Raw genomic sequence first — 23,245 nt, 5'->3', positions numbered from 1 at the left:
GCGGGCACGCGGCGATCGCTGGTCCCTCCTGCCGCGCCAGATTCCTTTTACACGCCTTGGCCCGGGACTGACCACGTCGACCATCGACGCGGCGCGACCGAGGCGTCTCTGCGGAGACCGCATGACCTTTTCCGACCTCGGCCTGCGTGCCGAACTGCTCCGTGCCGTCGAGGCACAGGGCTATACCACCCCGACCCCGATCCAGCTCAAGGCGATTCCCGCCGTCCTCAAGGGCGGTGACCTGCTGGCCAGTGCCCAGACCGGCACCGGCAAGACCGCCGGCTTCACCCTGCCGATGCTGCAGCGCCTGGCCGACGGCCCACGCCCGGCCAAGCGCCAGGTCCGTGCCCTGGTACTGACCCCGACCCGCGAGCTCGCCGCCCAGGTCGGCGAGAGCGTGGCCGACTATGGCCGCCACCTGACCCTGCGCTCCCATGTGATCTTCGGCGGCGTGGGCCAGCAGCCCCAGGTAGACGCCATCCGCGCCGGCCTCGACGTGCTGGTCGCCACCCCCGGCCGCCTGCTGGACCTGCACCAGCAGAAGCACGTGGACCTGTCGAAGGTCGAGATCCTGGTGCTCGACGAAGCCGACCGCATGCTCGACATGGGCTTCATCCACGACATCAAGAAGATCCTGCGCGTGCTGCCCGAGAAGCGCCAGAACCTGCTGTTCTCGGCGACCTTCTCCAACGAGATCCAGGCGCTGGCCGGCAAGCTGCTCGACGATCCGGCCATGATCGAGGTCGCCCGCCGCAACACCACCGCCGAACTCGTCGACCAAGCGATCTACCGCGTCGACCGCGAGAAGAAGCGCGACCTGCTGGCCCACCTGATCACCGAGCACGACTGGCAGCAGGTGCTGGTCTTCACCCGCACCAAGCACGGCGCCAACCGCCTGGCCGAGCAGCTCTCCAAGCAGGACATCCCGGCCATGGCGATCCATGGCAACAAGAGCCAGACGGCCCGCACCAAGGCGCTGGCCGCCTTCAAGACCGGTGACCTGCAGGTGCTGGTGGCCACCGACATCGCGGCCCGAGGCCTCGATATCGAAGAGTTGCCCCACGTGGTCAACTTCGAGCTGCCCAACGTGGCCGAGGACTATGTCCACCGCATCGGCCGCACCGGCCGGGCCGGCAGCGAGGGCAAGGCGGTCTCGCTGGTCTGCGTCGACGAGCACGGCCTGCTCAAGGGCATCGAACGGCTGATCAAGCGCGACCTGGAGAAGCGCATCGAGCCGGGTTTCGAGCCGGACCCCAATGCCAGGCCCGAGCCCATCGAGAACGGCCGCGGCAAGCGCTCGGGCGGTGGTGGCCGCAACGCAGGCCAGGGCCAGCGACGCCAGGGCCAGGCCGCGGGCCAGCGCAGCGGTGGCGACGAGGCCCGCGCCCCGCGTCGTCGGCGCGGCGGCCGCTCCGGCTCACGCCAGGCCTGAGACCCATGACTGGCGGGCTGCATCGGAATGTGCGAATGTAGCCCGCTGATCCCCGAGTCCCTTCCACCGTCCCAGGCAGGACGCTTCCATGGATGAAAAGAATCTCGTCACCTGTTATCGGCGCTGGCTGACCTTTCAGCAGCAGGCCCGGCTCGACCGTGAACACCACGGCGCCCGCCAGCGGCTCGAGGAGTCGAAGGTCTCGGCGACGCGCATGACAGAGGCCTACCGCAGCATGGCCGCCAAGGCCGCCAGTGAGGGCGCCAGCTATCGCACCCTCTTCCTGCGGGATCACGGCGACACGGCGCTGGCCTGTGAGGGCTGGCTGTTCGTGCGCCGGGTGCTGGCGGAGGGCGGCTCGACGCGCGTGCGCGCCACCCTGCTGACCACCTTCACCCTCGAGGAGGGCCGCATCGAGCCCGGCAACCAGCCGGCCGAGAAGGTCACCCTGGAGATCTTCGACCAGCTGAACATCGACCGCGGCATGAGCAGCGTGGTGCGGGTCGATCGCATCGACGGCGACCGCGACACCCGCTTCATCACCCTGCTCGACGCGGTGCGAGGCGACCTGCGCCGCCACATGCGGTGAGCGCGGCATGCTGAAGAAGCTGTTCGGCACGTCCCCCGTGGAGGCCTGGGTCATCAAGCAGGTCGATGATGGCCTGCTGCACCTGTGCGGCCAGGGCACGCTCGAGAGCCGGGACAAGCGCAAGGCCGTGCTCGCGGCCCTGGCGCAGGGGCAGTTCCAGGGCGCCGTGCGCCTGGCCGGCGGGGGGCTGGTGCTCAACGCCCGCCTGTTCGCCGCCCTGGTGCCGCTGGACGACCTGACGCTGACCGACGACGGCCAGGCCCACTGGCAGGGCCGCCTCTGGCGCGTCTCCCAGGTGCCCCAGCGCTGCTGGAGCTTCGAGGGCAGGCTGGTCGCCCAGCAGGGGGTCAACGTCGGCGGGCTGGGCCTGGTCAGTGTGGAGGATGTCTCCGGCATCCGCCGGCGCGTGGATCCCGACACTGCGCAGCCGCCCGGCGAGGTCATCTTCCGCGCGGACAACGAACTCGAGGACCACCCCCTGGTCGCCGAGCCACGGGACGAGCGTCGCCCCGCCCGGCCGGCGAGCCGACGCGAGTGGCGTGATGACAACGAACGGCTCTGAGGCGTCTCGTCCCGACTCCCGCTCGCTGGCGCTCTTCATCGGCCTGATGGTCCTGGTGGGGCTCAACCTGCGCCCCGCCCTCTCCACCCTGGCCCCGTTGCTCAACCGCATCCAGCAGGATACCGGACTCTCGGCGCTGGCCATCGGTGCCCTGACCACCCTCCCGGTGCTCTGCCTGGGGATCTTCGCCCCGCTGGCTCCCTGGCTGGCCAAGCGTTTCGGCCCCGAGAACACCCTCGCCGCCGCCCTGCTGCTGCTGGCCGGCGGTCTGCTGCTGCGCGGCGTGCCGGCCGTCGTTGCGCTGTTCGCCGGCACCCTGATGGTCGGGGCCGCCATCGGCGTGGCCGGGACCCTGCTCCCGGCCCTGGTCAAGCGCGAGCTGCCTGCCGGCGCCGACCTGATGACCGGTGTCTATACCATGGCCCTCTGCCTCGGCGGCGCCCTGGGCGCGGGGCTGAGCATTCCGCTGGCCGACACCCTGGGGGGCTGGCCGGCCGGGCTGGCCAGCTGGTCCCTGCTGGCGCTGGTGGCGCTGGTGGCCTGGCAGCTCCTGATGCCCCGCCATGACGCCGTCACGGCCCTGCCCGGAGGTGGCGGCTCAACGCGGGAGCTGCTGAGCCAGCCGCTGGCCTGGCAGGTGATGCTGTTCATGGGCAGCCAGTCATCGCTGGCCTATATCGTCTTCGGCTGGCTGCCCACCCTGCTGGTGGCCCGCGGCTACAGCGAAGCGGAGGCGGGCTGGATGATGGGTGCCTCGGTGATGGTGCAGCTGATCTCGGCCCTGTCGGCGCCATGGCTGGCACGGCTGGGGCGCGACCAGCGCCCCGCCCTGCTGATCGTGCTGGGCCTGGTCGCCGCCGGCTTCTGGCTGCTGCTGCAGGCGCCGGCGATCTGGCGCTGGCCCGGCGTGGTGTTGCTGGGCCTCGGACAGGGCGGCGGCTTCAGTCTCGCCCTCACCCTGATCGTGCTGCGAACCGCCACCTCACGCCTCGCCGGCAAGCTCTCGGGGCTGGTCCAGGGGGGCGGCTATACTCTGGCCGCCATGGGGCCGCTGGCAGTCGGCATGATGCTGCAGTTCGAGGTAGGCCTTGCGACCCTGACCCGGGTCCTGCTCGGCATCATCGCCTTCAGCATGGGCTTCGCCCTGCTCGCCGGCCGCAACCGACGCCTGGAGATCGACGACGCGGGAAGGCTGGTCACCCGCTAGACTCGGAGCAGGAGGCAGGGGAGATGCCCGGCGGATGGACAACGGCACGGATGAGGTCTTCACGACGCGGGGACTGACCCGCCTCTACCGCATGGGCGAGGTCACCATCCGGGCGCTGCAGGGCGTCGACCTGGTGCTGTACCGCGGCGAGCTCGTCGTGATGCTGGGCGCCTCGGGCTCCGGCAAGTCCACCCTGCTCAACATCCTCGGTGGCCTCGACAGCCCGAGCGACGGCGAGGTGCACTATCGCGACGGGGCCGGGCAGGAGCACGACCTGACCCGGGCGAGCCAGCGCCAGCTGACCCGCTTCCGTCGCCACCACGTAGGCTTCGTTTTCCAGTTCTACAACCTGATCTCGAGCCTCACCGCCCGGGAGAACGTGGCCATCGTCACCGACATCAGCCAGGACCCCATGCCCCCCGAGGCCGCCCTGGCCCTGGTCGGCCTCGCCGAGCGCCTCGACCACTTCCCCTCCCAGCTCTCCGGCGGCGAGCAGCAGCGCGTGGCCATCGCCCGGGCCGTGGCCAAGCAGCCCGATGTGCTGCTCTGCGACGAACCCACCGGTGCCCTGGACTTCCGCACCGGCATCCGCGTGCTGGAGGTGCTCGAGCGCGTCAATCGCGAGACCGGCACCACGGTGGCGATCATCACCCACAATGAGGTGATCGGCGAGATGGCCGACCGGGTGATCCGCCTGCGCGATGGCCGGGTGGACGAGATCCACACCAACGCCCGCCGCCGCCCGCCCGGCGAGCTTCGCTGGTGACGCCATGCTGACCCTGGACCGCAAGCTCCATCGCGACCTCTGGCGCCTCAAGGGCCAGGCCCTGGCCATCGCCGTGGTGATCGCCGGCGGCGTGATGACGCTGATCCTCGCCGTCACCACCCTGGAGGCGCTGACGGGATCCCGGGACCGCTTCTACGCCAGTCACCACTTCGCCGAGGTCTTCGCCGACGTCAAGCGCGCCCCCGCGGGGCTGATGCCACGGCTGCAGGAGATCGAGGGGGTCAACCGGATCGAGTCACGGGTCAGGGCCGCGGTGCGCCTGGCCGTACCCGGCTTCGCCGACCCCGTCCGTGGCCTGCTGGTGTCAATTCCCGACGGCCGCCAGCCGACCCTCAACCGCCTGAAGCTCCTCGCCGGCGCCCTGCCGGCGTCCGGCCGCGACGACCAGGTGGTCGTCAGCGACGCCTTCGCCGAAGCGCACGACCTGGCGCCGGGCGATACCCTCGAGGCAATCATCGATGGCCGCCAGACGCGACTTCGGCTTTCCGGCATTGCCCTGAGCCCGGAACACCTCTACCAGGCCGCGCCCACCGACCTGATGCCGGACTACCGCCGCTATGCCGTGATGTGGATGAACGAGCGCGCCCTGGCCAATGCCTACGACATGGAGGGGGCCTTCAACAGCCTGACCCTGACCCTCCAGGCCGGGGCCCGCCAGGAAGACGTGATCGACGCCCTGGACCTGACCCTGGCCCGCTACGGCGGCACCGGCGCCCAGACCCGCCACGACCAGCAGTCCCATCGCTTCCTCGAGGAGGAGCTGGCCCAGCAGCGCCTGATGGCCGGCGTGCTGCCGGCCATCTTCCTCTCGGTCTCGGCCTTCCTGCTCAACGTGGTGATGGGGCGCATCATCCAGACCCAGCGCGAGCAGCTGGCCGTGCTCAAGGCGTTCGGCTATCGCGACAGGGAGCTGGCCCGCCACTATGCCCTGCTGGCCGGCGCCATCGTGCTGGCCGGCTGGGCGCTGGGCGTCACCCTCGGCGCCTGGGCCGCCAGCGGGATGGCCGGCCTGTACCGCGAGTACTTCCGCTTTCCCGAGATGGTCTTCCGGGTGCCGGCCTGGGCCCTGGCCCTGTCGCTCGGGGTGGTGGTGCTGGCCGCCCTGGCCGGCACCTGGCAGGCGGTGTGGCGGGCGGTCAGCCGCCCGCCGGCCGAGGCCATGCGCCCGCCGGCGCCGGCGCGGTTCCGCCAAGGCTGGCTCGAACGGGCGCTGCCGGCCGCCCTGCTCGGCCACGAGGGACGCATCATCCTGCGCAACCTCGCCCGGCACCCGGCCAAGGCCGGCCTCTCGGTGGCCGGCATCGCCCTCTCCTGCGGGCTACTGATGGTGGGCGCCTACCAGCTCGATGCCGTGGAGGCGATGCTCGACCAGCAGTATCGCCAGGTGCTGCGCATGGATGTCGAGCTCACCTTCATCGATGCGACCCCGGCGCGTGCCGTCGGCGAGCTTCGCCACCAGCCCGGCTTGATGGCGGTGGAACCCTGGCGCCGGGTGCCCGCGACCCTGGTCCACGGCCACCGCGAGGTCCGCACCAGCCTGCTGGGCCTGGAACCGATGCCACGGCTGCGCCAGCTGCTCGACGCCGACGGCCACGCCCGAGGGCTGCCCGAGGAGGGCCTGACCCTGACCCGCCACCTCGCCGGGGAGCTCGAGGCCCGGATAGGCGATACCCTGGAGGTGGCGATCATGGAAGGCCAGCGTCGCCGCGTCGACCTTCCGCTGGTGGCCCTGGTGGACGAGCCCCTCGGCACGGGGGCCTACCTGCGGCGCGCGAGCCTCAACGCCCTGATGGGCGAGGGGCCGGCCATCAGCGGGGCCTGGCTGCTGGTCGATCCCGGGCGCATGGATGAGCTCAATGCCGCCCTCTGGGGCATGCCGGGCGTCGCCGCCATCGGGCTGCTCGCCGAGGCCGAACGCGGCATCCGCGACTACCTCGACGAGACGCTGCTGATGGTCGCGCTGATCTTCGTCACCGTCGCCGGCTCCATCGCCTTCGGGGTGGTCTACAACAATGCGCGAATCGCCTTCGCCGAACGCGCCCGGGAAATGGCCACCCTGCAGGTGCTGGGCTACACCCGGGCCGAGGTTTCGCGCATCCTGCTCGGCGAGATCGCCCTGCTGACCCTGGTCGCCATCCCGCTGGGCTGGGCCATCGGTATCGCCTTCGCCCGGCTGCTCAACCAGGCCTTCAGCAGCGACCTCTACCGGATCCCCCTGGTCTTCACGCCCCAGGCCTTCGGCATCGCCGCCGGCGGGGTGCTGGGCGCCTCGCTGCTGGTAGGCCTGCTGGTGGTCCGCCGCCTGGGCCGTCTCGACAGGATCCGCGTGCTCAAGGCCGTGGAGTGACCGGTACCCCATGACAGGAGAGCCTTCATGACATCACGCCAGCGCTGGACCCGTCGCCTGCTGTGGATCGCACTGGGGCTGACCCTGGTCATGGCCCTGGTCTGGGCGCTGCGCCCCACCCCGGTACCGGTCAGCGTGGCCCAGGTCATCGTCGGCCCCTTCGTTGACTCGATCACCGAGGAGGGGCGCACGCGGCTACGCGACACCTGGAACGTCTCCGTGCCCATCGCCGGCTACCTCCAGCGGGTGCTGCTCGAGGTAGGCGACGAGGTCGAACGGGGGGAGGTGCTGTTCCGCCTGGAACCCAGCCCGGCCCCGGCCCTCGATTCGCGCTCCCGCCAGCAGGCCGAGGACGCCCTGCAGGCCGCCGAGGCCCGACTCGAGGCGGCCCGCGCCAACCTGGAGACCGCCAGGGCCGAGCAACGCTTCGCCGAGGCGGAGTACGAGCGCTACCGCCAGCTCCACCAGCGCAATCTGGTCTCCACCACCGAGCTGGAGCAGCGCCAGAGCCAGCGTGACCGCCAGCGCGCCCTGGAGCGGGCCGCCGCGTCCAGTGTCGAGGCGGCAAGCTTCGAGGTGGAAAGTGCCCGGGCCGTGCTGGCGGTGGCCAGCGGCCAGCGCGGCGACATCGAGCACCCGGAGCTCGAGGTGCGCGCCCCGATCGACGGCGTGGTGCTCGGCCGCTATCGCTGCTGCGAGGGCAGCGTGGCCGCCGGGGAACCGATCCTGGAGCTCGGCCGCCTCGACGACCTGGAGATCCAGGTCGACCTGCTCTCCATGGACGCCGTGCACCTGCGCCCGGGGATGACGGTGCGAATCACCGGCTGGGGCGGCGAGCCACTGGCGGGCCGCGTCCGGCGCATCGAGCCCGCCGGCTTCACCCGCATCTCGGCGCTCGGCGTCGACGAGCAGCGCGTGCCGGTGATCGTCGACTTCGACGAGGCGGTCGAGCCCGCCGCCCTGGGGCTGGGCAGCGGCTTCCGGGTCGACGTCGAGTTCCTGGTCTGGCAGGCCGAGGAGATCCTGCAGCTGCCCACCAGCGCACTGTTCCGCGCGACCGGCCAGTGGACGGTGTTCGTGGTCGCGGACGGGCATGCGGTCAGCCGCCGGGTCGAGGTCGGCCGGCGCAGCGGCCTGGTCACCCAGGTCGTCGGCGGCCTCGAGCAGGGCGAGCGGGTCATCGTCCATCCCGGCGAGCGGGTTGCGGATGGCGTGCGGGTCAGCCCGGATCCCTGACGTCTCCACTGGCCGCCTTGCCCCCTCGCCGCGGACCGGTATCATGGCGCCATCGCGTTTCCGATCCGCCGTCGACAGGAGCCCAGATGCCCACCCCGGTTTCCGCAGAGCGTCCCGTCCTGGTGATCTACACCGGTGGCACCCTGGGCATGGTCGAGACCGCTCGCGGCCTGGTCCCGGGCCACGACATCGAGGATCGCCTCCGGCGTGCCCTGGCCGACCTGCCGCCGGGCCGCCAGGCGAGCCTGCCGACCTTCGAGATGCTCGAGACCGACCGGCCCATCGACTCCAGCAGTGCCACGCCCGGCGACTGGCAGCGACTCGCCGCCCTGGTGGCGCGGCGCTACCGGCAGCATGCCGGGATCGTCATCCTACATGGCACCGATACCCTGGCCTGGACGGCCTCGAGCCTGGCCTTCCAGCTGCTGGGGCTGGACCGCCCGGTGATCCTCACCGGGGCCATGCGTCCACTGGAGGCCGAGGGCAGTGACGCCGCGGCCAACGTCGAGGCCGCCCTGCACTTCGCGGTCACCCCGCGCCTGCAGGAGGTGGCGATCTGCTTCGCCGGCCGCCTGCTGCGAGGCTGTCGCACCCGCAAGTGGCAGACCCGCGAGGCCGACGCCTTTACCAGCCCCAACCAGCCGATGCTCGGCGAGCGGGTCGACGACGAGGTCGTGCTCTACCCGGGACGCGGGCTGGCGGATCATCAGCGGGGCGCCCCGCGCTTCGAGCTGGCCGACTATGCGGCGCTGGATGCCGGGGGTGTCGTGCGCCTGGCCCTCTGGCCGGGCATCCAGGCCTGGCAACTGGAGGCCTGGTTGCACGACGATCGGGTCAGGGGCGCCATGCTGGAGGTATGGGGAGGCGGCAACCTGCCCGACGACCCGGCACTGGCCGGGGCGCTCGCCCGCGCGAGCGGCGAGGGCAAGCTGCTGGCGGCCCTCAGCCAGTGTCCCCATGGCCCGGTGGCCTTCGGCGGCTACGCCGCGGGTCAGGGGCTGGCCGATGCGGGAGTGCTCTCGGCGGATGACATGACACCGGAGGCCACCTTCACCAAGCTGGTCCACCTGCTGGCCCTGCCGCTTCCGGAGGAGGAGCGGCGACGGCGCTTTCTCATGCCCCTCGCCGGCGAGCGATGAGGCGTCGCCTGCAGCGTTGACGGGCGTCAAGCACGACATCCCGGAAGTCGCTAAGGTGGGAGTATCTCGACAGGACAGCAGGAGTCACGCCATGGAACACCCCGACCACCCCTTCACCGAACTCTTCGAGCAGCTCGGCCTCGCCTCGGACCCCGCGGCGATCAAGCGCTTCATCGATCGCCATGCTCCCCTTCCCGAGGACGTCGCCCTGCCCGATGCGCCCTGCTGGAACGAGGGCCAGGCCGAGTTCCTGCGCGAGGCCCTCGAGGCAGACGCCGACTGGGCCGAGGTGGTCGACCACCTCAACACCTCGCTGCGCAAGGGCTGAGCCGATGGCCGCCGTCAGGCAGGCGGAGAGTGCCCACTCCGGGGATCATCGGTAGAAGGGAAATCCTGCGGCGGCAGGCGTGGCATGGACGCCACGCGTCGATCCACCAGGTGCAGCAGCCAGAGTTGGCCCGCCAGGACGGCAAGACACCAGAGAAGGCCAGTGATCATGGGATGATCCTCGCACAGGCCGACGGCCTGTTTACCCCATCATAGCGCTGCCCCAGGGCGGCAGTAAGCTAGGCCGCTGATTGTCTTTATCGATCACTGACGCCGGATTCATAGCCGCGCCTCGACCCGCTCCAGGATCTGCCGGCTGACCTTGCCGACCAGCGGCCGGGCCGCCCGGTTGACGGCCTTCTCCAGCAGGCGATTGCGGATGGCATAGGTCAGGGTCAGGGACACCTCGGTGCCCCCGGCCACGGGCGTGAGGCGATAGCAGCCCCGGTTGTGGACCCCGTCCAGCGATTCCCAGGCCAGCACCTCCGGGGATCGTGCCTCGGTGATCGCCACGTCGAAGGTCCAGTCCATGCCCACCGCGTGGACATGCCAGCGATAGCGGTCCTCGCCCAGCGGCTCGATGGCCTGGATCAGGTCGGAGTAGTCGGCAAAGTCCTCGACCCGCTCGAGCAGGGCAAAGACCCGCTCGGGGGAGGCCTTGAGAATCGCGCTGTGTTCGATGGTGGCCATGCCGCTCCCTGTTCGACGAACAATCGATGCCCACAATGTCGCCGGCGGCCGTGGATGTCCAGCCGCCGCCCGGGTCAGAGATCGCGCATCAGCAGCGCGAACTCGATCCGTTCCGGCGCGATGGCCTCGCCCGGCACCGGGATGCGCACCACATGACCCGACCCCGGGGCGGCGCCCACGGATTCGCCGCGCCGGTTCTCGATATGCGCGAGCACGAAACGGCGGTTGCCGCCGGGCAGCATCAGCTCCATGCCATCCCCCACCTCGAAGCGGTTCTTGACGTCGACCTCCAGCACGCCACGGTCCGGGTCGTAGCCGGTGACCTCGCCGACGAACTGCTGGTGGACCCCCACCGAGTTGCCCTGCTCGTAGTTCTGGTACTCGTCGTGGACGTGGCGGCGGTAGAAGCCCTCCGTGTAGCCGCGGTTGGCCAGGTTGTCGAGCTCGTCCATCAGGCGCATGTCGAAGGGCCGGCCGGCCACGGCGTCGTCGATGGCGCGTCGGTAGACCTGGGCGGTGCGCGCCACGTAATAGTGGGACTTGGTACGCCCCTCGATCTTCAGCGAGGTGACGCCCATCTCGGTGAGGCGCGGCACGTGCTGCACGGCGCGCAGGTCCTTGGAGTTCATGATGTAGGTGCCGTGCTCGTCCTCGAACACCGGCATCAGCTCGCCGGGGCGGGTACGGTCCTCGATCAGTGCCGAGAGCTCGTCCTGGCCCTCCACGCCACCCGCGGTGGCGGTGCTTGCCACCTCCTCGACCTGCTGGGCACTGCCGCCGCCGGAAGCGATCAGCCCGCCGCCCTGCTGTCCCCCGTCCCCGGGTGTCCAGATGCCGCTGCCTGAATGGGCGCGAGCCGAGTTGGCCGGCACCAGGTCGCCGGTCTCGTCATGGGCGGCGGCCACGGTATTGTACTTCCAGCGACAGGCGTTGGTGCAGGTCCCCTGATTGGGGTCGCGGTGGTTGAAGTAGCCCGAGAGGAGGCAGCGTCCGGAGTAGGCGATGCACAGCGCGCCGTGGACGAAGGTCTCGATCTCCAGGGTCGGGCACTCGGCGCGGATCTCGGCGATCTCGGCGAGGGACAGCTCACGCGACAGGATGATGCGGCTGATGCCCTGCTGCTGCCAGAACCGGGCCGCCGCCCAGTTGACCACGTTGGACTGCACCGACAGGTGGATGACCTGATCCGGCCAGCGCTCGCGGATCATCATGATCAGGCCGGGGTCGGACATGATCAGCGCGTCCGGGCCGGCCTCGATCACCGGCTCCATGTCGCGCAGGTAGGTCTTCAGCTTGCTGTTGTGCGGCGCGATGTTCGAGGCCACGTAGAACTGCTTGCCACGCGCGTGGGCATAGGCGATGCCCTTGTGCAGGTTGTCGATCTTGAAGTCGTTGTTGCGCACGCGCAGCGAGTAGCGCGGCTGGCCGGCATAGACCGCATCCGCGCCATAGGCGAAGGCGTAGCGCATGTTCTTGAACGTTCCCGCGGGGGAGAGCAGTTCGGGGGCTTGCATAGGAGGTCACCGTTGTCAGGACGATGGCGCACGACGGCGCAGGGTGTGAAGGGGGCAGGATTATAGCAGGACAGAGGGCCATCGGCCGAGCGCCGAACACCGAGCGGGGCAGTTGGGAGTTCCCCGAGGAAGGCAGGTCAAGTAGACTGGCGCCGTTTCCGGACCGGACCCCGGACCGCCGCGCAAGCGGCCCGACAAATTCTCCGACCAGAGCTCCCGCCATGAACGACTCCTCTACACCTGCCACCGTGGTGATCTACTCCGGCGGCATGGACTCCTACACCGTGCTCCACCGCGCCTTGCGCGAGGGGCGTGAGGTCCACGCCCTCTCCTTCGACTACGGCCAGCGTCACGCCCGCGAGCTCGAGGTGGCCACGCGCGTCTGCCGTGAGCTGGGCATTCCCCACCAGGTGGTGGACATCCGCGCCATCCATGGGCTGATCGACGACTCGGCGCTGACCGACGCCCGCCGCGAGATGCCCGAGGGCGACTACGCGGAAGACAATCTCACGGCCACCGTGGTACCGAACCGCAACATGATCCTTCTCTCGCTGGCCATCGCCAAGGCGGTGAATATCGGCGCCGGACGAGTCGACTACGGCGCCCACGGCGGTGACCACCTGCTCTACCCGGATTGCCGTCCGGCGTTCGTCGAGGCGATGAATGCCGTGGCAGGCATCGCCAACTTCGAGGCCGTCGAGATCCATACGCCCTACCTGCGTGCCAGCAAGGCGGAGATCCTCGCCGAGGGACTGGCCATGGGGCTCGACTACGCCGACACCTGGACCTGCTACCGGGGCGAGGCGCTTGCCTGCGGGCGCTGCGGCAGCTGTCGCGAGCGCCTGGACGCCTTCGCCGCCAACGACACGACGGACCCCATCGCCTACACGCCAGGGGGCCGTTGATGTACCACGTCAAGGAGGCCTTCTACACCCTGCAGGGCGAGGGCGGCCAGGCGGGTCGCGCCAGCGTCTTCTGCCGCTTCTCGGGCTGCAACCTCTGGTCCGGCCGCGAGCAGGACCGCGCCGCGGCGGCCTGTCGCTTCTGCGATACCGACTTCATCGGCACCGCTGGCCAGCACGGCGGCCGCTTCTCTTCGGCCGAGGCGCTGGCCGAGCACCTGACCGCGCTCTGGCCGGACCAGCAAGGGCAGGATGTGAGAGGAGCCACGCCCTATGTGGTCTTTACCGGGGGCGAACCGCTGCTGCAACTCGACGAGCGCCTGATCCACGAGATGCACGCCCGCGGCTTCGAGGTCGCGGTCGAGACCAACGGTACCCTGCCCGCTCCCGCCGGCATCGACTGGCTCTGCGTCAGTCCCAAGGGAGAGAATCGGCTGGCGATCACCCAGGGCGACGAGCTGAAGCTGGTCCACCCCCAGGCCGACGCCCCGCCCGAGCACTTCGCGGGGCTGGCGTTCGCCCACTTCTTCCTGCAGCCCATGGACGCTGCCCCCGCGGGCCTTCGGGGCGACGGCATGGCCGAGACCGTGACCTACTGCCTGGCCCATCCCCAGTGGCGGCTGTCGCTGCAGACCCACAAGATCGCGGGGATCGACTGATGACACTCTTCGTCAACCGCCTCACCCACCTCGACGTCTCGTTCTGGTGCCCGCAGCGGGGCCTGGTCGGCGCCAGCTGGCAGGTCGACGTGGAGCTCGACGGCGAGCTCGGCGAGGACGGCATGCTGTTCGACTTCGGCGAGGTAAAGCCCTGGATCAAGTCGCGGCTCGATGGCGGCCTCGACCACACCCTGCTGGTCCCCACCCGGGCACCGGGCGTGGAGCTCCACGACTGCCGGGAAGGGCTCAGCGTACGCAGCGAACGGCCCTATCCGCTGGACGTGCGTGCCCCGCGCCAGGCACTGACCCTGCTGCCCTGGCGCGAGATCACCCCAGAACGCCTCGCCGACCACCTGGCCGCCGAGCTGATGCGCCGCCCACCGTCACGGGTCACCGACATCCGCCTGCGCCTGCGCGAGGAGGCCATCGAGGGAGCCGCCTACACCTACAGCCATGGCCTGAAGCACCATGCCGGCAACTGCCAGCGCATCGCCCATGGCCATCGCTCGCGCCTGCAAGTGTGGCAGCAGGGGCAACGCGCTCCGGTCCTCGAGCAGCAGTGGGCCGACTGGCTGGCCGACCGCTACCTGCTGGACGCGGCGGATGTCGTCGACGATGACCTGCCCGGCTTTCGCGACCTGCTCACCTGCCGTTACCGCGCCGAGCAGGGGCACTTCTTCATCCGGCTCCCACGCAGCCGCTGCGCGGTGCTGCCGACGCCGACCACGGTGGAACACATCGCCGCCTGGCTGGCCGGGGCCATCGCCCGGGAGAGCGGCCAGGCCACACGGGTCCAGGCCTTCGAGGGCATCGACAAGGGCGCCATCGCCGAGGCCCGGCCATGACCGGCACGTCCGCGGCCCCCGCCAGCGCGTGCCGCCCGGGTTGCGGTGCCTGCTGCATCGCACCTTCGATCAGCTCGCCGATTCCCGGCATGCCCGACGGCAAGGCGGCGGGGGTGCGCTGCGTGCAGCTCGATGACACCAACCTCTGTCGGCTGTTCGGTGACCCGCGTCGCCCTGCGGTGTGCGCGCGCTTCGACTACGACCCCGAGCTGTGCGGCGAGCGACGCGACGAGGCGCTCAGGCGCATCGAGGCCCTGGAACTGGCCACCTGACGCCCTGCCCTCCCAACGACAACGGCGCCCGCCAAGGGCGCGGTTGTCCCCTGCGGATCGCGAATCGACGCGTCAGGAGGAGAGGTCCGCGGCATGGGGCAGGCGCCGGTCGAGCAGGGTGCGCCAGCGCATCAGGACCGGTGCATCGCTGTGGCTCACCTCGCCCAGCAAGGCGCGGAACTCCCCCCGGGAGGCCTCGTCGCGGGGATCGATCAGGGTCAGCCAGAGCTCCAGGGCAGCGAGCTGCTGGTGGAGATTGCCGTCCTCCCGGGCCTGCGCCAGGGCCTGCTCGGCGAGGCTCTTGACCTCCTCGCGGGAGTGTCCGAGGCGATGGCGGACGCGCGCCAGATGCACGGCCAACTCGGGGACGAACAGGGTGGTGCGCTCGCGGGCAATCATCAGGCACTGGTCGAGGTAGTCCTCGGCCCGGGACAGCTCCCCCAGGGCCAGGCAGGCATCCACGTACCACAGCGCCGGTCGCTGGTAGGGGTCGCGCCCGGTGACCTCGGCCAGCTCCTCCTGGGCCGACTCGATCTGGGCCAGACCATCGCGGTCGCCGGCCAGGGCCCGCTGCCAGCCCAGCACGCTGCGCGAGGCCACCTGCCAGAGGTGCAAATCGGGGGTGCCGGTCAGCTCGAAGGCCCGCTCCGCCCGCATGGTGGCCAGGTGCACATGCCCCAGCTGGCGATAGAGGGCCGCGGCATACATCAGCGCCATGGCCAGGCTCCCGGGGTGGCCGATCCGCTCGGCCAGCCGGATGGCCGATTCCACCTGCCGCTCGGCACGCTGGTAGTCGCCGCGCAGGCAGAGGGTCCAACCCTGGAAGCAGGCGGCCGCGACCTGGGGATGGTCGGAGAACGGCAGCCACTCGATCATCATCGGGGCATTGAGCGGGTCGATCTCCTCCAGATGGTCGTACGCCTGGGAGATGCGCCCGGCCCAGTACTCGCAGCTGGCTCGGGCGAAGTCGGCCAGGCGCCGGTAGCGCGGATCCTCGAGACGGTCGGCGAGACCGGCCAGGCGCGAGGCCAGGGAGAAGGCATCGGCATGGGCATGGCGCTGACTGCAGCCCACCCATAGCCCCCACTGGACCAGGAAGGCCGGCTCCAGGTCCCCGCCGTCGTCCAGGCCGGCCTCCTCCTGGGCGAGTAGCTCCCGGGCCCGCACGAAGCTCTCGTGGGCGGTGGGCGAGCCGTGCCCCTCCAGGGCGAAGGCGGCCTGACCACGTACGGTGAGCAGGCTGATCTCGCGCTCGGCCTGCCCCTCGACATGGCGCAGGCTGGCCAGGCCGAAGTCGGCCATCTTCAGGGCCGTGCGGTTGGCGCTGACCTTGAGGGCCTCCCGGGCGGCCAGCTCGAAGTAGCGGGCGCCGCGGGCATAGTGGCCGCTGCGCCGCAGGTGGGTGGCGAAGTCGCCGGGATGGCGGCTGATCCACATGGGGAAGTGCTCCTCGATCAGGCTGACCACCTGACGATGGATGCTCACCCGCACGTCCCGGGGGCAGGAGAGATAGGCGGCTTCCTGCAGCAGCTGGTGGGTGAACTGGTATTCGCGCTCGCCCTCCTCGCCCTCGGCCGGCTCGATGATCTCCAGACGGCGCATCTGCTCCAGGGCCGGTGCAAGGCGGCTCATTTCCCAGCCGCTGCATTCGGCCAGGAAATCGAGGCGGAAGCGGCGCCCGAGCACCGCCGCCACATGGGCCACCTCGCGGTCGGTGTCGAGCTGGTCGATGCGGCTGGCCAGCAGCCCGAGCAGGCCACGAGGCAGCTCGTCGAGCTGCACGCTGCGACCTTCACGACGATCCATGTCCACCCGGCGGCAGATCTCCTGGAGGTAGAGCGGAACGCCATCGCAGCGCTCGATGATCTGGCCGCGCAGCCGCGGGCTGAGGTGGATGCGGTAGCGGCGCGCCAGCTGGGAGAGCAGCCGGGAGGACTGCATGGCGTCCAGCCGCCCCAGGGTGATCTGCTGGTCCCAGTGCAGCTTCGCCGGCAGCGCCTCCCGGCCATGGTGGCTGGCCACCAGCAGGAAGGGGCTGTTGATCGGCAGCCGCGCCTGGAGGCCTGCCAGCACCTTGAAGGAGGGCTCGTCGAGCCACTGCAGGTCGTCGATCATCAACACCAGGGTGCGCTCGCGGGACAGCTCGCGGATCAGGCGATGGACCAGCCCCACGACCAGGTCGACGGCTTCCCCGCTCTGGGCCAGCACCGCCATCTCGCGGGGCTCCCGCACGCCGAGGGCCTCCTCCAGCAGCAGGCGGTGGTCGGCATCGGGGGCCAGGGCATCATCGCCGGCCAGCAGTCGCGACAGCGCCTCGGCATCGATGCACCCTCCCAGGTGCCAGCGCAGCAGCTGACGGGCCACCCCATAGGGCTCCTGGACGGAGAGTCGGGTGGTGGGCTGCCAGCAGATCGCCGCCTCGCGGCTCTGCTCGAGCTGGCGAAAGCCGACCAGCAGCGCCGACTTGCCGAGCCCCGAGGGACCCCGCACCAGCACGCTCTGCCTCAGACCGATCCCGGCCCGGGCCAGGGCATCGCGCAGGGTGCGCAGGGAGCCCTCTCGTCCCACCAGGCTGGGCGGAGGCGCCTCGCGCCCGCCCTCGTTCGAACCGAGGACGAGCGCCCGCAGGCGCACCCGGCCGTCGCTGGCCACCAGCCGCGTGGAGAGCCGCGGCTGAAGGTCGAGGGCCGGCGGCATGTGCTGGCTGGCGTCCTGGGAGATGACCAGTTCGCTGCCCTCGGCGGCGCTCATCAGGTCGAGGGAGCCCTGGGTCACCTGGCCGAGCGGATCGACCAGGTGCCGCTCGGGCAGGTAGACCACGCGGCCACTGTCCAGGCCGGCGGCCAGCTCGATGCGGGGCGGCTCACCCTCGCCGCTCCAGTGGCGCTGGGTCTCGTCGGGCAGCACGCGCCGACAGTGCTCATAGAGCGCCACCAGTTCGGCCAGCTGGTGCGCCGGGCCATGGGTACCGAAGCAGGCCAGGCCCAGGCCACCGGTCGCCCCGGGCAGCCAGAAGCCACCGAGGTGATGACACTGCTGCTCGAGCCAGCGCATCAGTTCGACCTGCAGCGCCAGGCAGGCGCGGGCATCGGCGCGGGCCGAGAGGTCGGCCTTGAGCCGCAGGCGAATGGCCATCACCGAGAGCTGGCGCTGCTCGATCTCGTCCTCGCGCAGGGGGGCGCTGTCCATGGCCAGGGTGCGCGAGAAGGCCCCGCTGGGGCCGAGGTGCGCCCCCTCGGCCTGGACATCGGACCAGTAGCGGGCCAGCTGCAGGAAGGTCGGCTCAGGCTGCTGGCCGGAAAGCGCCAGCAGCTGCAGGTAGGCGTTGTACTGCTCGTGGGCGGCGGCCAGCTGGCCCTGCTCGGCCAGCTGGCGCACCAGGCGCTCATGGAAGGGTCCGTAGCCGGAAAAGCGGCTGACCAGTGACTCCAGCACGCCATCCGGCAGCGGCTCCTGACGCTCCAGGACGCTCTCGGCAAAGCGGATCACCCGCTGACGCCACTCGTTGCGCACCTGTACCAGCCAGCGCTGGTACTCGGCACAGCTGGAGAGGTGCAGCTCCTCGGCGAGATCGCCTCGGTAGCAGGCCAGCACCGCCTCGAGCGTGGTCACGTCGACGGGCCCCTCGAGCAACGCCTGCAGCCGGTGCATGTCGAAGTGCCAGCGCTCCGGCAGCCGGAAGGCAATGGTCTGGCGGGACACCGACAGCACCCGCTCGGCCTCGTCGCCCAGGGACTGACGCAGGCAGTGCAGGGCATGGCGCAGGTTGGTGCGTCCCGACGACAGCCCCTGGTCGGGCCACAGCAGTTCGGCCAGGGTGGCGCGGCTGACCGGCTGGTCGTGGAGGAGCAGGTAGACCAGCAGAGCCTTGACCTTGTCGTAACTGAACTGGGTCAGGACATCGTCGCCCAGACTCAGTGAAAAGTGGCCGAAGAGTGCCAGGTGGTCCCGGTCATTGTCGTGTACGTCGTCGGCAGCATCCCGCATGGTGATCATTCCTGCGTGGCGGAAGTGATGGCCTCAGGCCGGCACGCCGCTGTGAAAACGAAAGACCGTGTCCGGCATGGTGACCAGCTCGGCCTCGCGATCGGAGAAGAAGGCGATACGCGCGTCGATGGGCGCCGGGGCCAGGCGGCGCGCCAGCATCAGGTAATCCTCGAAATGGCGACCTTCCGACTTAACCAGACTGCGATAGAACTTGGCAAGTTCATCGTCCAGATGCGGAATCAGGCGGGCAAAGCGCTCGCAGCTGCGTGCCTCGATCAATGCCCCGATAATCAGGATGTCCACCAGGCGTTCCGGTTCCTGACCTCGGACGTGGCGACGCAGCCCCTCGGCATAGCGCGAGGCACTGATCTGGCGATAGACGATCCCCCGCGCCTCCATCAGCTTGACGACCTGCTCGAAGTGCAGCAACTCCTCCCGGGCCAGCTGCGACATCTTGGTGAGCAGCAGCGGCTGGTCCACATAGCGGTAGAGCAGGCTCATGGCCGTGGAAGCCGCCTTCTTCTCGCACTGGGCGTGGTCGATCAGCAACAGCTCGGGGTTGGTCAGGGCCCAATCCACCCAGGCATCCGGCGTGGCGCAGGGCAGGAACGCCAGCAGCTCCACAGGCAGCAGGTCCCGGCAATCGGTCGTCTCTAGGGTCGGCATCGGGGGCATCATGGGTCCAGTGTCGGCAGGTCAAGGAGGTCGGGGAGCAGCGCCTGTCGCCGCTCGGCGGCAACCCGCAGGTCGGCGGTGATGCGTTCATGGAGCGTGGCGACGTCCTCGCCGTCGCGACCGGCCAGCCCGTAGCGCGACAGGTCGCGAATGCGGCCACGGCCCACCCGCAGCAGTTCCACGGCGCGGGACAGCGGCGGCTGCTCGTTCCGGAAGCGGATCCGGTGACGGCGCAGCTGCGCCTCCAGGCTCGCAGGATCCATGACCACCAGGAAGCGCCCGGCGACCTCGGCCCGCAGCCGGTCCAGCTCGGCCATTCGCCGCCGTCGTTGCTCGCCGGACAGGGCCGGCCAGTCGCGGATCTCGCTGTCGACGCGCTGACAGCCACGGCACACCCGGTCGCCCAGAGTGGTCGAGCAGAGGCCGACGCACGGCGAGGTGATGCGCTCTCCCATGTCCCCTCCCGTTGACGTTAACGTACGTTGACAGAACGTCATGGTAACGCGGGGGACGCCGTGCTGGCAGCCCGAAGTTGCCGCCGACCAAAGTTCAAGGCCGCCACCGCGGGCCCAACTTAACATTGTCGACAGTTTCCTCTATGATCGCGGCACCGCTGACATCCTGGTAACAGGAAGGGTCTGCCAGACGTTTTCCCGCGCCGAAGCGTGCCTTTCGTCGAAGCTCGACAAGGTCTGCCGGCTTCGGCCACCACCACCGATGAGGGCCCTAACGTGCTTGAAGCCTATCGCCAACATGTCGAGGAGCGCGCCGCCGACGGCGTGCCGCCGAAGCCGCTGAACGCCGAGCAGGTCGCCGCACTGGTCGAGCTGCTGAAGAACCCGCCCGCCGGCGAAGAAGAGTTCATCCTCGACCTGCTCACCAATCGCGTTCCGCCCGGTGTCGACGAGGCGGCCTACGTCAAGGCCGGCTTCCTCACCGCCATCGCCAAGGGTGAGGCCGAGTCCCCGCTGATCGACAGGGTGCACGCAGTGAAGCTGCTGGGCACCATGCAGGGCGGCTACAACATCGTCTCCCTGGTCGAGTTGCTCGACGACGCCGACCTGGCCAAGGAAGTGGGCGAGCAGCTCAAGCATACCCTGCTGATGTTCGACGCCTTCCACGACGTGGAAGAGCGCGCCAAGTCCGGCAACGCCGTGGCCAAGGACGTCATCCAGTCCTGGGCCGACGCCGAGTGGTTCCTCTCCAGGCCGGCCCTCGAGGAGAAGATCACCCTCAGCGTGTTCAAGGTGCCCGGTGAGACCAACACCGACGACCTCTCCCCCGCCCCGGACGCCTGGTCACGCCCCGATATCCCGGTGCATGCCAACGCCATGCTCAAGAACGAGCGTGACGGCATCGAGCCGGAAGAGCCTGGGGTCAAGGGTCCCCTCAAGCAGATCGAGGACGTGAAGGCCAAGGGCTTCCCGGTCGCCTACGTGGGCGACGTGGTCGGCACCGGCTCCTCGCGCAAGTCGGCCACCAACTCCGTGCTGTGGTTCTTCGGCGACGACATCCCCAATGTGCCCAACAAGCGCGCCGGCGGCTTCTGCTTCGGCGGCAAGATCGCCCCGATCTTCTTCAACACCATGGAAGATTCCGGCGCCCTGCCCGTGGAGATGGACGTCTCCAGGCTCGAGATGGGCGACGTCATCGACGTCTACCCCTACGAGGGCAAGGTGTGCAAGCACGGCACCGACGAGGTGCTCACCACCTTCGAGCTCAAGACCCAGCTGATCCTCGACGAGGTGCGTGCCGGCGGCCGTATCCCGCTGATCATCGGTCGCGGCCTGACCACCAAGGCGCGCGAGTCCCTGGGCCTGCCCGCCTCCGACGTCTTCCGTCTGCCCGAGCAGCCGGCCGACACCGGCAAGGGCTTCACCCTGGCCCAGAAGATGGTCGGCAAGGCCTGCGGCCTGAACGGCGTGCGCCCGGGCATGTACTGCGAGCCGAAGATGGCCACCGTGGGCTCCCAGGACACCACCGGGCCGATGACCCGCGACGAGCTCAAGGACCTCGCCTGCCTCGGCTTCCAGGCCGACCTGGTGATGCAGTCCTTCTGCCACACCGCCGCCTACCCGAAGCCGGTCGACGTGGACACCCACCACACCCTTCCTGACTTCATCATGAACCGCGGCGGTGTCTCGCTGCGTCCGGGCGACGGCATCATCCACAGCTGGCTGAACCGCATGCTGCTGCCCGACACCGTCGGCACCGGTGGCGATTCCCACACCCGCTTCCCGCTGGGCATCTCCTTCCCGGCAGGCTCGGGACTGGTCGCCTTCGCCGCCGCCACCGGCGTGATGCCGCTGGACATGCCGGAATCGGTGCTGGTGCGCTTCAAGGGCCAGCGTCAGCCGGGCGTCACCCTGCGTGACCTGGTCCATGCCATCCCCTACTACGCCATCCAGCAGGGCCTGCTGACCGTCGAGAAGTCCGGCAAGAAGAACGCCTTCTCCGGTCGCGTGCTGGAGATCGAGGGCCTCGAGGACCTCACCGTCGAGCAGGCCTTCGAGCTCTCCGACGCCTCCGCCGAGCGCTCCGCCGCGGGCTGCACCATCACCCTGTCCGAGGACAGCGTGACCGAGTACCTCAAGTCCAACATCACCCTGCTCAAGTGGATGATCGCCAACGGCTACGGCGACCGCCGTACCATCGAGCGCCGCATCCAGGGCATGGAGGAGTGGCTGGCCAACCCGAGCCTGATGCGCGCCGACAAGGACGCCGAGTACGCCGAGGTCATCGAGATCGACCTCGAGGAACTCCGGGAGCCGGTGCTGTGCGCCCCGAACGATCCGGACGACGCCCGCCTGCTCTCCGACGTGGCCGGCGAGAAGATCGACGAGGTCTTCATCGGCTCGTGCATGACCAACATCGGTCACTTCCGCGCCGCGGGCAAGCTGCTCGAGAAGCAGCCGGCCGGCAGCCTGAAGACCCGCCTGTGGCTGGCCCCGCCGACCAAGATGGACCAGCACCAGCTGACCGAGGAAGGCTACTACGGCATCTACGGCCGCGCCGGCGCGCGCATGGAGATGCCGGGCTGCTCGCTGTGCATGGGGAACCAAGCCCGCGTCGCCGCCAAGAGCACCGTGGTCTCCACCTCGACCCGCAACTTCCCCAACCGCCTGGGTGATGGTGCCAACGTCTACCTCGCCTCCGCGGAACTGGCCGCCGTGGCCGCCGTGGAAGGCCGCCTGCCCACCGTCGACGAATACCGCCGTTACATGGGCGAGTTCGACGCCATGGCCGGCGAGATCTACCGCTACATGAACTTCCACGAGATCGAGGAGTATCAGAACGCCGCCTCCAACGTGATTCCGGTCGCGCAGGAAGCCTGATACCCGGTGTTGTGATAGTCTCAGGTTCGACTCCGATGCTCGCAACATCGAAGGCCGCCGCCCGCGGCGGCCGGAGCCGATGAACGAAGCGCCCCATCCGGGGCGCTTTTTTTCTGATCCCGCCCCGCCATTCCGGTACCCCTACCCCCCACCCGTCCCACCAAAGGGGACTTTCGTTCTGCACGAGCCGTGGCATCATCGGGTGATCACCCACGTCACGAGGAGCCTCACCGTGAGCCATATCGTCACGCCGGACATTTGCGACGCCTACCCCGAGGTGCAGGTGCTCGAGCCGACCTTCGTCAACTTCGGCGGGCACGAGACCTTCGCCGGCCCGATCCGCACCGTCAAGTGCTTCGAGGACAACTCCCTGGTCAAGCAGGCGGTCGCCGAGCCCGGCGACGGCGCCGTGCTGGTCGTCGATGCCGGCGGCTCCACGCGCTGCGCCATGCTGGGCGACATGTTGGCCGAACAGGCCGCCGGCCACGGCTGGGCCGGTGTGGTGATGTACGGCTGCGTGCGTGACGTCGACGTGCTGGCCGAGACCGAACTGGGCATCCAGGCCCTGGGGGCCCATCCGCGCAAGAGCGAGAAGCGCGGCGAAGGACAGCGCGACCTCCCGGTCAGCTTCGCCGGCGTCACCCTGTCGCCAGGCCAATGGCTCTATGCCGACAACAACGGCATCCTGGTCGCCGACGAGCAGCTGGACCTGGAGCGCTGAAGTGCGACGAGGCTTTCGG

Annotated in this window: 20 protein-coding genes; 15 read left to right on the top strand and 5 right to left on the bottom strand. The window is 69.8% G+C overall.

Translation table 11 applies throughout. The features are described 5' to 3' along the window. Positions 1-121: 121 nt before the first annotated feature. From QLQ86_RS06035 to QLQ86_RS05995, 9 genes are all read left to right on the top strand, one after another. Positions 122-1,432: a DEAD/DEAH box helicase gene (locus QLQ86_RS06035; RefSeq protein ID WP_282736131.1), complete on the top strand. Its 1,311-nt coding sequence runs from the start codon at positions 122-124 to the stop codon at positions 1,430-1,432. A gap of 88 nt (positions 1,433-1,520) precedes the next feature. After that, complete coding sequence (locus QLQ86_RS06030) at positions 1,521-2,021, top strand: hypothetical protein (protein WP_282816228.1); 501 nt, start codon at positions 1,521-1,523, stop codon at positions 2,019-2,021. A gap of 7 nt (positions 2,022-2,028) precedes the next feature. Further along, positions 2,029-2,583: a hypothetical protein gene (locus tag QLQ86_RS06025; protein WP_282816227.1), complete on the top strand. Its 555-nt coding sequence runs from the start codon at positions 2,029-2,031 to the stop codon at positions 2,581-2,583. After that, entirely contained in the window at positions 2,564-3,790 is a 1,227-nt protein-coding gene (locus tag QLQ86_RS06020; protein WP_282736134.1) for an MFS transporter, read from the top strand. The genes QLQ86_RS06025 and QLQ86_RS06020 overlap by 20 nt, the downstream gene beginning before the upstream one ends. A gap of 34 nt (positions 3,791-3,824) precedes the next feature. Next, the gene (locus tag QLQ86_RS06015; protein ID WP_282736135.1) at positions 3,825-4,556 is read left to right on the top strand and encodes an ABC transporter ATP-binding protein; all 732 of its coding nucleotides are present in this window, start codon (positions 3,825-3,827) and stop codon (positions 4,554-4,556) included. A gap of 4 nt (positions 4,557-4,560) precedes the next feature. Further along, the gene (locus QLQ86_RS06010) at positions 4,561-6,924 is read left to right on the top strand and encodes an ABC transporter permease (protein ID WP_282816226.1); all 2,364 of its coding nucleotides are present in this window, start codon (positions 4,561-4,563) and stop codon (positions 6,922-6,924) included. A 27-nt stretch (positions 6,925-6,951) separates the two neighbouring features. Beyond that, on the top strand, positions 6,952-8,160 hold the full coding sequence (locus QLQ86_RS06005; protein WP_282816225.1) for an efflux RND transporter periplasmic adaptor subunit: 1,209 nt from the start codon (positions 6,952-6,954) through the stop codon (positions 8,158-8,160). 86 nt (positions 8,161-8,246) lie between these two features. Further along, positions 8,247-9,299 (top strand): asparaginase, encoded by a 1,053-nt coding sequence (locus QLQ86_RS06000; protein WP_282816224.1) that lies wholly within the window; start codon positions 8,247-8,249, stop codon positions 9,297-9,299. 91 nt (positions 9,300-9,390) lie between these two features. Continuing rightward, entirely contained in the window at positions 9,391-9,627 is a 237-nt protein-coding gene (locus QLQ86_RS05995; RefSeq protein ID WP_282736139.1) for a DUF2789 domain-containing protein, read from the top strand. A 278-nt stretch (positions 9,628-9,905) separates the two neighbouring features. Here the strand turns inward: QLQ86_RS05995 and QLQ86_RS05990 are convergent, their stop codons facing one another. Both QLQ86_RS05990 and trhP read right to left on the bottom strand, forming a co-directional pair. Further along, positions 9,906-10,316, bottom strand: coding sequence for an SRPBCC family protein (locus tag QLQ86_RS05990; RefSeq protein WP_282816223.1), 411 nt, complete (start codon positions 10,314-10,316; stop codon positions 9,906-9,908). A gap of 74 nt (positions 10,317-10,390) precedes the next feature. After that, a complete protein-coding gene (gene trhP / locus QLQ86_RS05985; RefSeq protein WP_282816222.1) occupies positions 10,391-11,830 on the bottom strand; it encodes a prephenate-dependent tRNA uridine(34) hydroxylase TrhP in 1,440 nt (479 codons plus the stop codon). Positions 11,831-12,051: 221 nt separating this feature from the next. Here trhP and queC point away from each other — a divergent pair, with 221 nt between their 5' ends. Genes queC through QLQ86_RS05965 form a run of 4 tightly spaced genes read left to right on the top strand, consistent with a single transcriptional unit; the run spans position 12,052 to position 14,508 of the window. Continuing rightward, entirely contained in the window at positions 12,052-12,735 is a 684-nt protein-coding gene (gene queC / locus QLQ86_RS05980) for a 7-cyano-7-deazaguanine synthase QueC (protein WP_282736142.1), read from the top strand. Beyond that, positions 12,735-13,391 (top strand): 7-carboxy-7-deazaguanine synthase, encoded by a 657-nt coding sequence (gene queE / locus QLQ86_RS05975; RefSeq protein ID WP_282816221.1) that lies wholly within the window; start codon positions 12,735-12,737, stop codon positions 13,389-13,391. The genes queC and queE overlap by 1 nt, the downstream gene beginning before the upstream one ends. After that, the gene (locus QLQ86_RS05970) at positions 13,391-14,236 is read left to right on the top strand and encodes a 6-pyruvoyl trahydropterin synthase family protein (protein ID WP_282816220.1); all 846 of its coding nucleotides are present in this window, start codon (positions 13,391-13,393) and stop codon (positions 14,234-14,236) included. Before queE ends, QLQ86_RS05970 begins: the two co-directional genes overlap by 1 nt. After that, complete coding sequence (locus tag QLQ86_RS05965) at positions 14,233-14,508, top strand: YkgJ family cysteine cluster protein (protein ID WP_282736145.1); 276 nt, start codon at positions 14,233-14,235, stop codon at positions 14,506-14,508. The genes QLQ86_RS05970 and QLQ86_RS05965 overlap by 4 nt, the downstream gene beginning before the upstream one ends. Before the next feature lie 72 nt (positions 14,509-14,580). On the opposite strand, the gene QLQ86_RS05960 is transcribed toward QLQ86_RS05965, so the two are convergent. Genes QLQ86_RS05960 through QLQ86_RS05950 form a run of 3 tightly spaced genes read right to left on the bottom strand, consistent with a single transcriptional unit; the run spans position 14,581 to position 19,625 of the window. Continuing rightward, positions 14,581-18,495 carry an AAA family ATPase gene (locus QLQ86_RS05960; protein WP_282736146.1) on the bottom strand — a complete coding sequence of 1,305 codons (3,915 nt, stop codon included), beginning with the start codon at positions 18,493-18,495 and terminating at the stop codon, positions 14,581-14,583. 33 nt (positions 18,496-18,528) lie between these two features. Beyond that, a complete protein-coding gene (gene miaE / locus QLQ86_RS05955) occupies positions 18,529-19,161 on the bottom strand; it encodes a tRNA-(ms[2]io[6]A)-hydroxylase (protein WP_282816219.1) in 633 nt (210 codons plus the stop codon). A gap of 8 nt (positions 19,162-19,169) precedes the next feature. Next, the gene (locus tag QLQ86_RS05950) at positions 19,170-19,625 is read right to left on the bottom strand and encodes a DUF1289 domain-containing protein (RefSeq protein WP_282736148.1); all 456 of its coding nucleotides are present in this window, start codon (positions 19,623-19,625) and stop codon (positions 19,170-19,172) included. A 276-nt stretch (positions 19,626-19,901) separates the two neighbouring features. Here QLQ86_RS05950 and acnB point away from each other — a divergent pair, with 276 nt between their 5' ends. Continuing rightward, positions 19,902-22,505, top strand: coding sequence for a bifunctional aconitate hydratase 2/2-methylisocitrate dehydratase (acnB, locus tag QLQ86_RS05945; protein WP_282736149.1), 2,604 nt, complete (start codon positions 19,902-19,904; stop codon positions 22,503-22,505). Positions 22,506-22,737: 232 nt separating this feature from the next. Next, positions 22,738-23,226: a ribonuclease E activity regulator RraA gene (gene rraA / locus QLQ86_RS05940; RefSeq protein WP_282816218.1), complete on the top strand. Its 489-nt coding sequence runs from the start codon at positions 22,738-22,740 to the stop codon at positions 23,224-23,226. The last annotated feature ends 19 nt before the right edge of the window (positions 23,227-23,245 follow it).

It is taken from the genome of Halomonas rhizosphaerae, from assembly GCF_030012485.1.
Classification (GTDB): Bacteria; Pseudomonadota; Gammaproteobacteria; order Pseudomonadales; family Halomonadaceae; genus Halomonas; species Halomonas rhizosphaerae.
Note: the sequence above shows the minus strand (reverse complement) of the source record. Positions and strands in the feature narration are given on the sequence as shown.